This is a genomic window from Brevibacterium paucivorans (genome assembly GCF_016907735.1).
Taxonomy (GTDB): domain Bacteria; phylum Actinomycetota; class Actinomycetes; order Actinomycetales; family Brevibacteriaceae; genus Brevibacterium; species Brevibacterium paucivorans.
This window is the reverse complement of the sequence record NZ_JAFBCP010000001.1, coordinates 1,935,182-1,948,540: the sequence shown is the minus strand read 5'-3', so window position 1 is coordinate 1,948,540 and position 13,359 is coordinate 1,935,182. Positions and strand designations below refer to the sequence as shown.

Genomic DNA, 13,359 nt, shown 5'->3' with positions numbered 1-13,359 from the left:
ACAACCCTTCACGGTTGTAAATTGAATTACAACCTCTAATGGTTGTTAAGATCTGCGGGTTGAGCAAAACCAGTAGCCACTTTTAGAGCACGCCCGCCAGCTCGTGACTCCAGCACTGCGACCAAGATGCCGTCGTACAACCCCGCGCACACACGCTCCCCGCTACCAGCCGGCACATCAATGAACTTACCGTGAGCCACATCGACTGCCTGCTCACGACTCAACTCAACGGTGGGCAGGACAGCACTTGCCACCTCGGCCAGAGAAATCAACGGCGCCGGCTCCACACGCTCCCCCAACGCCTCGTACGACGGCAGCTCCACGGCCCGGTCAAGAGTAAACGGCCCTACCCGGTCACGGCGCAACTGCGTCAGGTGCCCGTACACACCCAAGGAGTCGCCGAGGTCGCGCGCAAGTGCGCGGATATACGTCCCCGAGGAGCAGTCCACGCTGGCTTCAAGGTCCACACATTCGCACGCAGGTGAAGCGTCGTACTCACAAGCCCTGAGTTCAGGCGCGGAAACCTCGAACCGCGACACCGTGACCGTGCGCGCCTTGAGCTGCACATCTTCTCCGGCGCGCACCAGGTCATAGGCCCGCTTGCCGTCCACTTTGATCGCAGAAACTGCACTGGGGACTTGCTCAATGTTCCCCGTCAGGCGCTCAACGCCACGCGCAATCGACGCCTGATCCACGTTACGAATAGCGTCCGCGGGGGCGAATCTGTCGGGCGCGGAGTCAGCATCGTCGGTAGGAGTGCCAACGCCCAAACGGATGGTGGCCGAATACGTTTTATCGGCACCCACCAAATACGTCAGAAGCTTAGTTCCTTTTCCCAAGCCCAGAACCAAAACGCCTGTGGCCATGGGGTCAAGCGTTCCCGCGTGCCCAACTTTGGATGTGCCAAACCATTTACGGACGCGCGAAACAACGGCATGGCTCGACATGCCTCCAGGCTTGTCGACAACGAGAATACCGGTGGGAGCTGACGCGCCCACGAATTAGTTCACCGAAATGTGAACGTGGTCAAAGTGGTTAGCAGTGTCGCCTCCACGGTTCTCCATGGGGCGGCCCTTCCAACCGGTGTAAGGGGCGTAAATCTTCTGCTCCCAAATCACATACTTGATGTTGAGTTCTTTGCGGTTCTTAATGAGGAACGACGTGATCTCGTCACCCACCTGGCCACGAATCATCGCGTCAACAGCCTGACCAGAGTTGTGGTCCGAGCCTGGGTCGTTACGGCGCCCACCGTAGGACTTGACCTGCGGGAAGTTCGCGCACACTGCACGGTAGGCGGAAATCGCGTTTGGCGTGAGTCCACTTTCAATGGATGCGGAGACGCCACATGGGGCACCGCTCACTGGCTTGTCAGAACTTCCAGGATCTACCGAGTCACCAGAACCCGCTCCAGCTGCTGATCCAGACGAGCCGGATGACGATGCGGACTTCGTTTCTTCTGGAGCCGACTTTGCTCCAACGTTAGACAGACCGGACGCAAAAGCAGACATGTCCTGATCCTTACCGTCGACCGAAATTCCTTCCGACGCGGTGAAGTCTTGATTCTCAGGTGCGTGCGACTCTGCTACTACCTGTGAGTCTTTGCTGTCGTTACCGCCGGCCACCATGGTGGCAGTGGTCACCAGAGCAGCACCTGCTGCCACTGGAACTACAACAGCAGCGAGCATGGGGCGACGGCGGACGCTACGCATCACGCCGGTTGCGGTTGTCGCTTTGTCACCTGCTCGGCGACCACGAGGCTTGGTGCCAACGACTGCCGACATAAAGTCGCTAACCGAGGTCTTCGACTTCTTCGGTGCTGAGTGCTTACCCATCGCTACAGTCCCTTAACATGCTCGTGATCGTTTTGTTACCAATGAAAAGTTTAACGAGCAGAGGCCCCCTGTCAAACAACAAGGGGCCTCTGTGTGAAAGATTTCTCTTAGAAATCCTCTTCACCCTCGCGAGGCTTCCGATACGGATCAGCCTCACCAGCGTGTTTAGCATTCTTTGCGAGTTCCGCCACACGAGCGTCGGATTCCTGTGCTTTTGCTAAAAGCGTGTCGAGTTCAGCCGCAGCTGCAGGAACCGAGTCAGCAACGAACTCCAGACTTGGCGTCAGACGAATCTGCAAACCCTTCCCAACCTCGGAACGGATGAGTCCCTTAGCGGAGTTGAGAGCAGCCTTAGTAGCCGCCAATTGTTCGTCATCCCCGAACACCGTGTAGAACACGGTGGCGTTCTGCAGATCACCCGTGACACGAACATCGGTCACCGTAATGAAGCCCAGACGCGGGTCTTTGACACGCTTTTCCAGCGTCTGCGCAACGATCACCTTGATGCGATCCGCAATTTTGCGGGCACGTGTGGAGTCAGCCATGAGAAACGTCCTTCCAACTAGTCACGTGGCTTTTCGCGCATTTCGAACGTCTCGATCATGTCACCTTCACGAATGTCGTTGAAGCTTCCAAGACCGATACCACATTCGAAGCCTTCGCGAACTTCGGTTGCGTCGTCCTTGAAGCGACGCAGGGATTCGACTGTGAGCTTGTCGCCCACAACAACCCCGTCGCGAGTCACGCGAGCACCAGCGTTGCGCTTGATGACACCGTCCTTGACCATACAACCTGCGATGTTTCCGAACTTGGACGAACGGAACACTTCGCGGATTTCGGCGGATCCGGTGTGGACTTCTTCGAACTCTGGCTTGAGCATGCCCTTCAGCGAGGACTCGATGTCGTTGATCGCGTCGTAAATCACCGAGTAGTAACGCACGTCCACGCCTTCCGAATCCGCGAGGTCGCGGGCCTTGGCTTCAGGGCGCACGTTGAAACCAATCACAATCGCGTTGTCCACGGTTGCCAGGTTGATGTCGTTTTCGGTGATCGCACCCACGCCACGGTGGATGATGCGCAGGTCCACTTCGTCGCCCACGTCGATCTTGAGCAACGAGTCTTCCAGAGCTTCGACCGCACCGGAGACGTCACCCTTAAGAATGAGGTTGAGCATGTCAACCTTGCCTTCTTCAAGGGCCTTGGTGAAGTCTTCGAGGCTAATGCGCTTACGGCTGCGAGCCTGTGCGGCGTTACGTTCGATCGCGTCACGCTTTTCAGCGATCTGGCGCGCCGTACGGTCGTCGTCCGTGACCAAGAAGCTGTCACCAGCCCGAGGCACACTCGACAGACCCAGCACCTGCACCGGACGTGAAGGTCCGGCTTCTTCCAGCTGCTGGCCGTTTTCGTCAAACATGGCACGCACGCGACCAAAGCTGGTGCCACACACGATCGCGTCACCCTGGCGCAGGGTTCCGGACTCCACCAGAACCGTTGCCACTGCACCACGACCCTTGTCCAGCTTGGCTTCAATCGCGATACCTCGCGCAGCCTTGTCTGGGTTGGCCTGCAGGTCAAGAGCTGCATCCGTGGTGAGCAGAACAGCTTCGAGAAGGTCGTCGATACCCTTGCGCTGAAGCGCCGAAATAGGCACGAACATGGTGTCACCACCATAGTCTTCAGCAACCAGGTTGTATTCCGTGAGTTGCTGCATGACCTTGGATGGGTTCGCCGATTCCTTATCGATCTTGTTCACTGCCACCACGATCGGAACATTTGCTGCCTGAGCGTGGTTGAGCGCTTCAATCGTCTGAGGCATCACACCGTCGTCGGCTGCGACCACAAGGATCGCAACGTCAGTGGACTTGGCACCACGGGCACGCATCGCGGTAAACGCTTCGTGACCTGGGGTGTCAAGGAACGTGATGGGGCGCTTGTCGCCTTCGTGGTCCACACTCACCTGGTACGCACCGATGTGCTGGGTAATTCCACCGGCTTCACGCGACACCACGTTCGACGAACGGATCGCGTCCAAAAGCTTGGTCTTACCGTGGTCAACGTGACCCATAACGGTAACGACCGGTGGACGTGGAACCATGTCTTCTTCATCTTCTTCTGCTTCCGCATCGAGGTCGATGTCGAAGGCTTCAAGAAGCTCACGGTCTTCGTCTTCTGGGGACACGATCTGGATCTTGTAGCCCAGCTCTTCACCCAGAATCTGGAACGTGTCTTCGTCCAGCGACTGAGTGATGGTTGCCATCTCGCCCAGGTGGAACAGCACGGTCACCAGGTTGGTTGGGTCGGTGTTGATCTTTTCTGCGAAGTCAGCCAGTGAGGATCCGCGACGCAGACGCAGTGGTGTTTCGCCGTCGCCGCGGGGCACCTTGACACCGCCGACGACGGGAGCCTGCATCTCTTCGAGCTCCTGGCGCTTTGCCCTCTTGGACTTGCGTCCCTTCGAGCGTCCGGTTCCGCGACCGAATGCACCCTGGGTGCCACCTCGGCCGCCACGACCTCCGCGACCACCGGGACGGCCACCGCCACCCGGACGACCGCCACCTGGGCCACCTGGCCCGCCAGGTCCACCTGGGCCTCCAGGGCCGCCGGGACCTCCTGGTCCACCGGGGCCACCACCGCGTGACGGTGCTGGCTTAGCGATAGCGGAATTCTTGAGCATCGCCGGGTTGGGGCGTGGTGCGCCTGAACGTTGTCCTGGCTTGGGACCGCCACCTGGGCGTGGTCCGCGGCCGGGGCGTGGCGCACGGTCGTCGCCTCCGCGTGGTCCGGGCTTGGCGCCTGGTTTTGGCATACCCTGCGAGGAAGCGAACGGGTTGTTGCCCGGGCGCGATCCTGGGCGTCCCGGCTTAGGTCCGGGCTTGGCGCCTGGTTTTGGCATACCCTGCGAGGAAGCGAACGGGTTGTTGCCCGGGCGTGACCCTGGGCGTCCCGGCTTAGGTCCGGGCTTAGCTCCCGAGGCAGGCGCACCTGGCTTTGGAGCGCCCGGCTTGGGTGCGGGTTTAGGTACGGCAGCACCTGGCTTAGGTGCCGAGGTGGGAGCAGCTGGCTTGGGTGCGTCCGACTTTTCGGCGCCAGGCTTGCCAGCGGCTGGAGCGGGCTTAGGAGCCGGGGTCTTCTTTGCAGTTGTTTCTTTAGGCGCAGTGTCCTTTTTAGCTGCTTCCTTAGGCGCACCCGGCTTAGGTGCCGCTGATTTAGATGCCGAGGTCTTTGAAGCCGCGGTCTTAGAGTCGCCACTCTTAGTAGCGGCAGGCTTGGTCGCTCCGGGCTTTGCAGCCGTGGTTTTTGTTGCCGAAGTCTTGGCAGCTGCGCTCTTCGATGCAGCGGTCTTGGTCGCTGTCTTCTTAGCACCGGTCTTGGCGCCACTTCCGGGCTTGTCGCCAGCGGAGTCTGCACTGTTCGACGCGTACAGTTCTTTCAAACGCCGAACGACAGGCGCTTCAACTGTCGAAGATGCTGAACGAACAAATTCGCCCATTGATTCAAGTTTTGCCAGCACATCTTTGCTGGTAGTGCCGAGCTGTTTTGCCAGCTCATGGACACGGGGCTTAGCCACATTTCTCCTGTCCGGGCTCCTTCCGGACAGGAAGGAACCTCATCGTAAGTGAACAGATCTCATTTCACTGCTCACAACCAATAATTCTGGGTGTCATTTCTGAGCACTCACTACGTGGTTTCCATTTCGCTAACTACTTTCCGTAATCGGTAGATCGGGAACTTCTAGGTTGCGCACCCGAAGAGCCCGTGCGAACGCGTTCTTTTTCCGCGCTGTTTTCCAACACGCTTGTGTAGGGTGAATCCACATTCCCCTTCCGGGAAGTGTGCGTTGGGTATCTGCAGTCAACGAACCCTGTACAGAGACAAACCGTGAAAGTTTGCTTATGGGTTCTACTTTTCTGCACCCCACACACATGCGGATAGGTTCACAAGACACCCACCTATTCTACACACTCGGCAAATTCGACTATGCGGTGCCTACGATGTCGATCTTCCAGCCGGTGAGCTTCGCTGCCAAGCGAGCGTTCTGACCTTCTTTGCCGATGGCCAGCGACAACTGATCGTTTGGCACATACGCGCGGGCCATCTTCGCGGACTCGTCGAGTACTTCCACCTTGGCGGCCTTAGCAGGAGAAAGCGCGTTAGCCACGAACTTGGCAGGGTTTTCGCTGTAGTCGACGATATCGATCTTTTCTTCGCCCAGTTCCCCCATCACGGCGCGCACACGGGAACCGTATTCACCAATGCAGGCTCCCTTAGCGTTGAGGCCGGGAACCTTGGGTGTCACTGCGATCTTGGTGCGGTGACCAGCTTCGCGAGCAAGTGACACGAGCTCCACCTGACCGTCCGCGATTTCTGGGACTTCGTGTGCAAATAGTTTGCGCACCAGGTTGGGGTGGGAACGCGAAACAGTAACGGACGGACCCTTCTGCCCCTTGTGGACATCGGTAACGTACACGCGGAGACGACGACCGTGTTCATACGTCTCCCCCGGCACCTGTTCGTGCGGAGGCAGCAAGGCTTCAATGTCACCCAGGTTCACTTGAACCATGTCTTCTTGCTTGCCCTGCTGGATCACGCCAGAGACGATCTCACCCTCGTGGTTCTTGAAGGAACCCAAGACCGATTCGTCTTCGACGTCGCGCAGACGCTGGTGGATGACATTGCGGGCGGTCTGTGCGGCGATGCGCCCAAAACCTTCCGGAGTGTCATCGAATTCCCCAATGGGGTTGTCGTCGTCATCGAATTCGACTGCCCAGATAGTGGCTTTACCGGTTTTCGTGTCGAGTTCAGCGCGTGCGTCCGGGTAGTAGCCTTCTGTGCGCTGGTACGCGATAAGCAGGGCCTGTTCGATCAGATCCACGAGCACTTTCAAAGGAATTTCGCGCTCTCGCTCGATCATTCTTAGCGCGCTCAGGTCGATGTCCACGTATCTGGCCTTCCGTTTTGCCGCCTACCCGGCTATTGAAATTTCAGTTGTTCACAAATGAACGTGTAGGTGTAACCCTAATGGATTCACCTGATTAGCGGAATCGCAAAACGACCTTTGCTTTCGTAATGTCCGAAAAAGGAATCACATAGTCCACTTTCTTGGAGTCTACGAGCGTGATGCCGTGATCGGTCACATCGACAAGTTCGCCCGTGTACGCGGGGCCGTTGGTGCGCACATCCAGGTTGCGACCTCGGTTCCGTAGGAAGTGACGTTTCTCAGTAAGTTCTCGGGTTGCCCCGGGCGATGTCACTTCCAGGTCGTAGGGCTTGTCGTTAAACAGTTCCACGCCGTCGATGAGTTCGGACACAATCTTTGTGGCCTGGGCAATCGTGTCTAAAGAGACCGGGTCCGAGGTGTCGGTATCCAAATCGATCACGACAGTGACCTTGCGGTACTGTCCCGCCGCGTGGGCCTTCACGTCTTCGACGATGAGGCCCTCTTGTGACAGTGGGGTGCGGATCAGGTCGGTGACCTGTTGAGCTTCATTCTTCATGTGGACTCCTTCCAGAACCGTTACACGAGACTCTACTGGCAGTCTGCACACCAAGCGACCTTTTGGGTTCACTTCACTGGGACTGTCCCTTCGCTAAGATTGCCATTATGCAAGGAAAAGGGACGCTGGGCCGCCGGAGTTTTTTGGCCCTCACAGCCGCTGTAGCGCTGACAAGTGGTTGCGGAATCCGCGTTGATTCCGACCCCGAACTTCCCACCCTCAGCCCAACCGACAAAGTGCGCAACCGGATTGCCCGGATCCTTGAGAACACGCAAGCAACCGGCGGCCAGACATCGGTTCGCGACAGGTTGAGCAAAGCTATCGGCCCGGTGTGGGCCCCGCCCAGCGAACTTGCGACCGAATCACCCTCCCCTGAACCACAACGCGACTTCAAAGACGCACTGACCGAAATCCATTCCGCAATCACCGGTGTCTTTCCCAACCTCGCAGGGGCCACCTCGGCGACCCTTGCTGACGTAGCAGTGGGCACAGCCCTAGTTCTTCTGCGCGACTTCAAAGCCGATGCACGTAAACTCACCGACTCCTTCTCCCCCGTCATCAACCCTGCGCCCGGGAACAACTCAGGCGACGCCGGCGGTGACGGAAAAGACGACGAAGAGGGACAGAAGACAGATGGTTTGGCTGGGTTCATTGCCGCCTGCCACAAGAGCTCGTATGCCTACCAGCGCTTGGCGGTCTTTGAGGACGAGAAGTCGCCCTACGGCATGTTCGTCCGCGACCGCCACGACCTCCTGGCCCACGCGGCCGAGGAGGCCAGGTCGTTTGCCACCTCGGTGGGAGTTGAGAACCTGCCCGCAAACAAACCCGCGTGGCAGTTGCCCAGCGACCCCCACGACACTAAGAAACTCGCGGTCGAAGCCGAAAGCCTCCTCACCGCGACTCTCCCAAACGTCTTCACCTTCGCATACCCCAAAGATCCGCAGACTGAAAAGGAAGTACACGCGTTTGCCCTGCGCCACCTGTACGAATCCGCCCGCGCCACCCAAAAGGCGGGTAAGTTTGAACTGTTGAGGTTTTAGGAGACGAAGTGCAGGTTCCGAAGTCACTACTAGGTGCGGTTGGCGAGCTCATTGGGCCCGAACGCGCCGACGCATGGGCTAAAGCACTCCCCTTCATGTTCAACGAGCTGTGTGACCGGTGGTCGCTCACACCCGATCCCGTGCCCGGATCGCCGTGGGCCGGGGCCGAAAGTCTGGTGGTTCCAGTCCTCACAAAGGAGAACTACCAAGCGATTGTGCGTTTCGCCTCTCCCAACTCCGCGAACCCGCACGTCCACGCTCAGGTGCTGGAGGCCCTGCGTGCGTGGAATGGTCGCGGTGCGGTGCGGATTATTGAAGAGGACTCGTCTTTCCGTGCCACCTTGCAGGAGCGGTTAGTCACTGCCGAAAACCTGTCCACGGTTCCGCTTGACCAGGTTCCGCCCATTTGGGGTCAGCTGGTGCGGGTGCTCACCGTCCACGGAGGGCGCGGATTTGTGCGCGTGCAGGACATTGCGCAAGGGTGGCTCAACAAGTTCAACAGCAACGTGCAGGCGCTTGCCGACTACCGCAGCTTCCGCCCCGAAGACCGCCAAGTCATTGACCAGGCACACATGTGGACCACGCGGTTGGCGCAGTCGCAGCAGTCGTACTTGCTTCACGCCGACCTGCACTACTACAACATTCTGGCCGGCCACCCCGACTCCAACGGGATCTCCACGTGGAAGGCCATTGACCCACAACCGCTTCTGGGGCCTGTCGCCTACATGGTGGCTCCCATGCTGTGGAACCGGCTCTACGAAATCCCCACACCCGACCCCGCGCAGCAAGCCAAGTGGCTCTATGACTTCGCGGTTTCGCTGTGTCAGCACGCCGGGATTGACCCGCAGTTTGGGTTGGGCGCGTCGATCGCCCGCGAAGTTGCCAACATGTTTTGGTACCTCAAATCCGCCCGAGGTGGCACCCAGAAAGCCTACGGCGACGCCGACCGCAGTTTGTGGGTTGCCCGCGCGCTAGCCGGCATGGGGTCTTATGGCGTCAATGCGCACAACCTGAAGAAACTAGGGTGAGGCCGTTACAGGGTTTCACGGATCATGTCGAAACCCAGTTTGAGCACCAGGGCGCTGACCACAACCACGAACACCACGATTGCCGATGCTCCTTCGCACCAAGCCATGCATGCAACGTAACTTTCTGACACCTCGGGACGGGCTGGCTTTCGATTCGTTTAGCTACAGCCGAGCCCCAACTCGCACGTCGACTGTAGCCAAAAGTCGCCTAAATGGTGATGCAGGTCACTAAATGGAGGTAATCCTGAGAAGTTTAGCTACAGTCCACAGATTCGACTGTAGCCAAACGGCTTTTCGACCCGAGGCGCATGCCACGGGGCACACACCCGTTAGTGCATTTGTTCACCCTCGATGAGTCGTTTAGCTCTGAACAGCAGGACCGCCTGGTGGAGTTGCTCAAGATCGCGGGTCTCGCTGCCTGCGTTGACTTTCCCCCCCGTCTACCGGACCAAGACCTTTCCAGTCCGGACCGAGGCCGGATTTGAATGTTGACGAAATGGCCCGCATGTGCCCGAAGTCCGAGAATGTTGCCGCCCGGGAGCTGTGGATAGCACACAAGACTCTGCTGGCGGAGCTCCCAACCATCCAGCTCGTGGGGGAGCTCGTGGGAGACCTTGTGTCTCGAGTGCGCAGGTGAGCTCTCCACTCCCCCTGCGTGTTGGCCTGCTGGGATATGGCTGGGTGAATCGAGAGGTCTGGGAACCCCGTCTCGCTCAGCATCCGGCGGCCCGAGTAGTGGCGCGCTACGCCCCGGCCGGGGTGGCCGGGGCGCTGGACCGCCTGTCCAGCATTGAGGATTTCTGGGCCCCCCTATGGACATCGTGATCGTTGGAACCCCAAGCCATACCCCCTGCCATCTCGCCAGAGAGGCGGCGCGCCGCGGCTGCTCTGATTTACTAGAGAAGCCCTCCTGTCTCGCCATTGCGGAGTATGACTCCGCAATAGAGCAGATGTCCTCCGACGCCGTGCTCATGACCGCGATGTCGGCTGTGTTTCGCGCCGATGTGCGCCTGCTGGTGGACAGCATCGGACCTGGCCCATTCGACATCGGAGCTAGCTGGTAGCGCCGAGAGGGCGTGCCCGGTGTAAATAGCTGGTTCACCGACCGGAAATTTGCTGGTGGAGGAGCACTACTAGATCTGGGCTGGCACCTTGCTGATGTCGCGTACGCAATGTTTACTGCTTCAATGACCGGAGTGACATGCGAGCTGACGCCAATGGCAAATCTCAGCGCCTCGGCGCGGTGGCGTCGCAGTACAGACATGGCGACGGCGTCGTCCGCGCGTGATGTCGAGGTGGCGGGTAGGCTGACAGTCCACTTTGCCGATGGAAGCGTTCTTCGCATCTCGACGGCCTGGGCTTCCGAAGTAACTTATGACTGCACCCGCTTCCGAATCGCAACACCGCAACGGTCCGCGGACCTACAAACCACCTTCGGATTCAGTCCAAACAGAGAATCAGCACCACGACTGGTTCTCGCAGATGGGACCGCTTCGACGGTCCACTCTTTCGAGAACCAAACCGGTTCCGAGTACACCGAGCAGGTCAACGCCATGATCACAGCGGTCTATCAAGCGCGACAAGGGGTGCCCCGGCCGTTCGGCTGGACCCACAACGCGAGGGCAGTAATGAACCTCAGGAGCAAGCCTATGTTGCAGCGGGAGCCCCGCTGCAACATAGGAACGGAGAACATCTCCTTAATGGGCGGGCAGCCTGCTCCTAGTCCATAACTTCAGGAAACCTTAAAATGAGGGTTCTCAATGAGTCCAAGCTTGGAACCGTCCGGCAAGCCGACCACAGCAACACGGATCCCGTCGCCAACCTCCGAAACGTCATCCACCGACGAAACGCCGCTGGCGATGAGGCGCTCGTGGCAGTCTTCAATATCATCCACGCCCCAGTAAACAACAGGACCACCGTTCACATCACCATCGGGGTCCAACGCCAACTCATAGCCTCCCACCTCGAAGCCGACATAGAACGGCTGGTCAAAGTAGGGATCCATGCCAAGCAACTCCGACCAGCAAGCTTTACTCGCTGCGAGATCGTCGGTTGGATATACGACTGTGCGGAGTCCGTTGAGAGTGATCGCCATATCCCTAGCATCCCATACACCGCTTGGAATGGTGAGCGGAACGTGACAGGACTCATCATCCAGAACTACCTCATCGCAAGGTATTGCGACCAACCAGGAGGATCGGAGTATGATGTCCAGACAGTCAGTTTTCGACCACTGATAGTACCAACGGGTATTCGGGGGCAGGCATGACGAACCAGAGCACTCGCGCGCTAATTCTCGGCATCGATGGGGGGGGAAGCCTCGATTTCGTTGAGAGGGGGCGTAGCTGCTGGGCGCCTTCCAAACCTGGCCCGGCTCCTTAGCACTTCCGCGTACGGGGAGAGCGCAACCACGTGGCCAGTGCACACAGCCCCCCCCCAGCAAAGAATTCAGTTCAGCCGTTGCCGCTGCTAGGCCGGCGGTACCACGCAACACACATTAGAGGAGCGCGCCGCAACGGGTGCTCATTTGAAGAAATTATCGAAGCTATTCTCCATGCTGGGGTATACGCTGGAATGCCAGCTGCAGTAGAAGGAGCAAACATCGCCCAGGGCATTGCACAGGAGGAAAACAATGGGGAAGCCTGAAGGAGACGCTCACTCCGCCGCGACAGAAACTACCCACCGGGATGCTCTTTTGGTGTCGCGTGGTACCGCCGGCCTAGCAGTAGCCATGGGCTTGGGTAGATTCTTTTATACCCCCATTTTGCCTTTGATGGTAGGTTCCCTGGGCTGGTCGGGACAGTCCAGCGCGTGGATCGCCACCTCAAACTACGCCGGGTATTTTGTGGGTTCTTTGGCGGCCTCCCGAGGGTGGTTGCCGATTTCTAGAAGGTTACACAGGGCAGCCCTTGTGTTGACGACAGTGCTTCTGGCGGCGGTTGCTTTCTCCGGCTCACCGTGGTGGCAAATAGCGGTCCGTTTTTGGGCTGGTGCCATCTCAGCTTTAGTCTTCGTCTCGGTGACGCAGAATATTCCCGTGGTCAAACGCCGAGCCCATGATGGTGGAATAATTTACGCAGGAGTCGGGCTAGGCATCCTCATCTCCGGAGGAATTGTCCTCATGGGGGGAAGCGCCATCTCATGGCGGGCACTGTGGCTTATCTGCGCAGCAGTGAGTGCAGTACTTTCGCTTCTTGCATGGAATTGGCCAATACGTGAGAATCGCTCCGATTCTTCTACTCGGCCACGAAGTGACCAAGGACAGGAATCTTCGCTTGAACCATTGCGGTGGCTATCTGCTGGATATCTCTTCCAAGGCGCAGGCTACATCATCATCGGTACATATCTGGTGGTTCTAGCGCAGCCGGTTTTCGGGCAAACAGCCGCTGCCTCGACGTGGCTGGTGGCTGGATGCGCCACCGCTCCATCCCCGTTGTTTTGGTCGTATGCGGCAAACCGAGTGGGAACCTTCAAAGCGCTTGCTGGATGCTATTTCCTGCAGGTTACTGGTGCTATCGTGGCAGTCTTCAGCTCTGGGCCCGGTCTCTTGTTTGTGTCGGCGTCTTTGTTCGGAGCTACCTTCATGGGGGTAACGATGCTGACTATTGAAGCGGGTCTCAAAGCGGGGAGCCCAGTTGCGGCGGCTTCCCTGACGACGTGGTACAGCTTGGGGCAAATTATGGGCCCTGCGGTTATCGCCATGGTGTTTAGTAACTCAACTACCTTGAGTTTCGTAGTGGCGGCTGGTTCATTGATTGTCGGGATGTTTTTCACGCTGCGCGGCGCCCACCTTACTGTTTCCAGCACCGGTAGAAAGCAGGGGTGAAAATGGAAAGCACAGAGCATGCCGATTTTCTTCACGTGAGATTTTATCTAACTGCCTAACGGCAGGGGAACCGTATATTGCTTACGGTGTGAGCCCCCCGGTTGGGCATCCTTCATGACCGCTCGCCAGCCCGGAGGC

The 13,359-nt window shown here is 58.4% G+C and carries 14 protein-coding genes; 6 read left to right on the top strand and 8 right to left on the bottom strand.

All coding sequences use genetic code 11. The features are described 5' to 3' along the window. Window positions 1-35: 35 nt before the first annotated feature. From truB to JOE56_RS09005, 7 genes are all read right to left on the bottom strand, one after another. Window positions 36-998, bottom strand: a complete 963-nt coding sequence (gene truB, locus JOE56_RS09035; protein WP_204515736.1) for a tRNA pseudouridine(55) synthase TruB — start codon at window positions 996-998, stop codon at window positions 36-38. Between the two features lie 3 nt (window positions 999-1,001). Further along, window positions 1,002-1,832, bottom strand: coding sequence for a VldE C-terminal domain-containing protein (locus tag JOE56_RS11310; RefSeq protein ID WP_239530419.1), 831 nt, complete (start codon window positions 1,830-1,832; stop codon window positions 1,002-1,004). 107 nt (window positions 1,833-1,939) lie between these two features. After that, complete coding sequence (rbfA, locus tag JOE56_RS09025) at window positions 1,940-2,377, bottom strand: 30S ribosome-binding factor RbfA (protein ID WP_102238762.1); 438 nt, start codon at window positions 2,375-2,377, stop codon at window positions 1,940-1,942. Between the two features lie 17 nt (window positions 2,378-2,394). Next, complete coding sequence (gene infB / locus JOE56_RS09020; RefSeq protein WP_204515735.1) at window positions 2,395-5,400, bottom strand: translation initiation factor IF-2; 3,006 nt, start codon at window positions 5,398-5,400, stop codon at window positions 2,395-2,397. Between the two features lie 129 nt (window positions 5,401-5,529). After that, complete coding sequence (locus JOE56_RS11745; RefSeq protein ID WP_420867795.1) at window positions 5,530-5,757, bottom strand: YlxR family protein; 228 nt, start codon at window positions 5,755-5,757, stop codon at window positions 5,530-5,532. Between the two features lie 51 nt (window positions 5,758-5,808). Continuing rightward, window positions 5,809-6,771, bottom strand: a complete 963-nt coding sequence (gene nusA / locus JOE56_RS09010) for a transcription termination factor NusA (protein ID WP_204515733.1) — start codon at window positions 6,769-6,771, stop codon at window positions 5,809-5,811. A gap of 94 nt (window positions 6,772-6,865) precedes the next feature. Beyond that, a complete protein-coding gene (locus tag JOE56_RS09005) occupies window positions 6,866-7,327 on the bottom strand; it encodes a ribosome maturation factor RimP (RefSeq protein WP_204515732.1) in 462 nt (153 codons plus the stop codon). 107 nt (window positions 7,328-7,434) lie between these two features. On the opposite strand from JOE56_RS09005, the gene JOE56_RS09000 reads away from it, so the two are divergent. The 4 genes from JOE56_RS09000 (at window position 7,435) to JOE56_RS11740 (ending at window position 11,125) form a co-directional block, all read left to right on the top strand. Further along, complete coding sequence (locus JOE56_RS09000) at window positions 7,435-8,367, top strand: hypothetical protein (protein WP_204515731.1); 933 nt, start codon at window positions 7,435-7,437, stop codon at window positions 8,365-8,367. 8 nt (window positions 8,368-8,375) lie between these two features. After that, window positions 8,376-9,395 (top strand): aminoglycoside phosphotransferase family protein, encoded by a 1,020-nt coding sequence (locus JOE56_RS08995; RefSeq protein ID WP_204515730.1) that lies wholly within the window; start codon window positions 8,376-8,378, stop codon window positions 9,393-9,395. A gap of 812 nt (window positions 9,396-10,207) precedes the next feature. Next, a complete protein-coding gene (locus tag JOE56_RS08990; RefSeq protein WP_204515729.1) occupies window positions 10,208-10,459 on the top strand; it encodes a Gfo/Idh/MocA family oxidoreductase in 252 nt (83 codons plus the stop codon). A gap of 12 nt (window positions 10,460-10,471) precedes the next feature. After that, window positions 10,472-11,125 carry a Gfo/Idh/MocA family protein gene (locus JOE56_RS11740; RefSeq protein WP_420867788.1) on the top strand — a complete coding sequence of 218 codons (654 nt, stop codon included), beginning with the start codon at window positions 10,472-10,474 and terminating at the stop codon, window positions 11,123-11,125. A 2-nt stretch (window positions 11,126-11,127) separates the two neighbouring features. Here the strand turns inward: JOE56_RS11740 and JOE56_RS08985 are convergent, their stop codons facing one another. Continuing rightward, a complete protein-coding gene (locus tag JOE56_RS08985; protein WP_204515728.1) occupies window positions 11,128-11,490 on the bottom strand; it encodes a VOC family protein in 363 nt (120 codons plus the stop codon). A gap of 317 nt (window positions 11,491-11,807) precedes the next feature. On the opposite strand from JOE56_RS08985, the gene JOE56_RS11655 reads away from it, so the two are divergent. Both JOE56_RS11655 and JOE56_RS08975 read left to right on the top strand, forming a co-directional pair. After that, window positions 11,808-12,041, top strand: a complete 234-nt coding sequence (locus tag JOE56_RS11655; protein WP_338028655.1) for a carboxymuconolactone decarboxylase family protein — start codon at window positions 11,808-11,810, stop codon at window positions 12,039-12,041. Beyond that, entirely contained in the window at window positions 12,028-13,221 is a 1,194-nt protein-coding gene (locus JOE56_RS08975; protein WP_204515726.1) for a YbfB/YjiJ family MFS transporter, read from the top strand. The genes JOE56_RS11655 and JOE56_RS08975 overlap by 14 nt, the downstream gene beginning before the upstream one ends. The last annotated feature ends 138 nt before the right edge of the window (window positions 13,222-13,359 follow it).

What these genes read in the sequence shown, in the direction of transcription:
- JOE56_RS11310 (WP_239530419.1), bottom strand. Translation starts at nt 1,832, where the DNA reads ATGGGTAAGCACTCAGCACCGAAGAAGTCGAAGACCTCGGTTAGCGAC.
- rbfA (WP_102238762.1), bottom strand. Translation starts at nt 2,377, where the DNA reads ATGGCTGACTCCACACGTGCCCGCAAAATTGCGGATCGCATCAAGGTG.
- JOE56_RS11745 (WP_420867795.1), bottom strand. Translation starts at nt 5,757, where the DNA reads ATGTGTGTGGGGTGCAGAAAAGTAGAACCCATAAGCAAACTTTCACGG.
- JOE56_RS09005 (WP_204515732.1), bottom strand. Translation starts at nt 7,327, where the DNA reads ATGAAGAATGAAGCTCAACAGGTCACCGACCTGATCCGCACCCCACTG.
- JOE56_RS09000 (WP_204515731.1), top strand. Translation starts at nt 7,435, where the DNA reads ATGCAAGGAAAAGGGACGCTGGGCCGCCGGAGTTTTTTGGCCCTCACA.
- JOE56_RS08990 (WP_204515729.1), top strand. Translation starts at nt 10,208, where the DNA reads ATGGACATCGTGATCGTTGGAACCCCAAGCCATACCCCCTGCCATCTC.
- JOE56_RS08985 (WP_204515728.1), bottom strand. Translation starts at nt 11,490, where the DNA reads ATGGCGATCACTCTCAACGGACTCCGCACAGTCGTATATCCAACCGAC.
- JOE56_RS08975 (WP_204515726.1), top strand. Translation starts at nt 12,028, where the DNA reads ATGGGGAAGCCTGAAGGAGACGCTCACTCCGCCGCGACAGAAACTACC.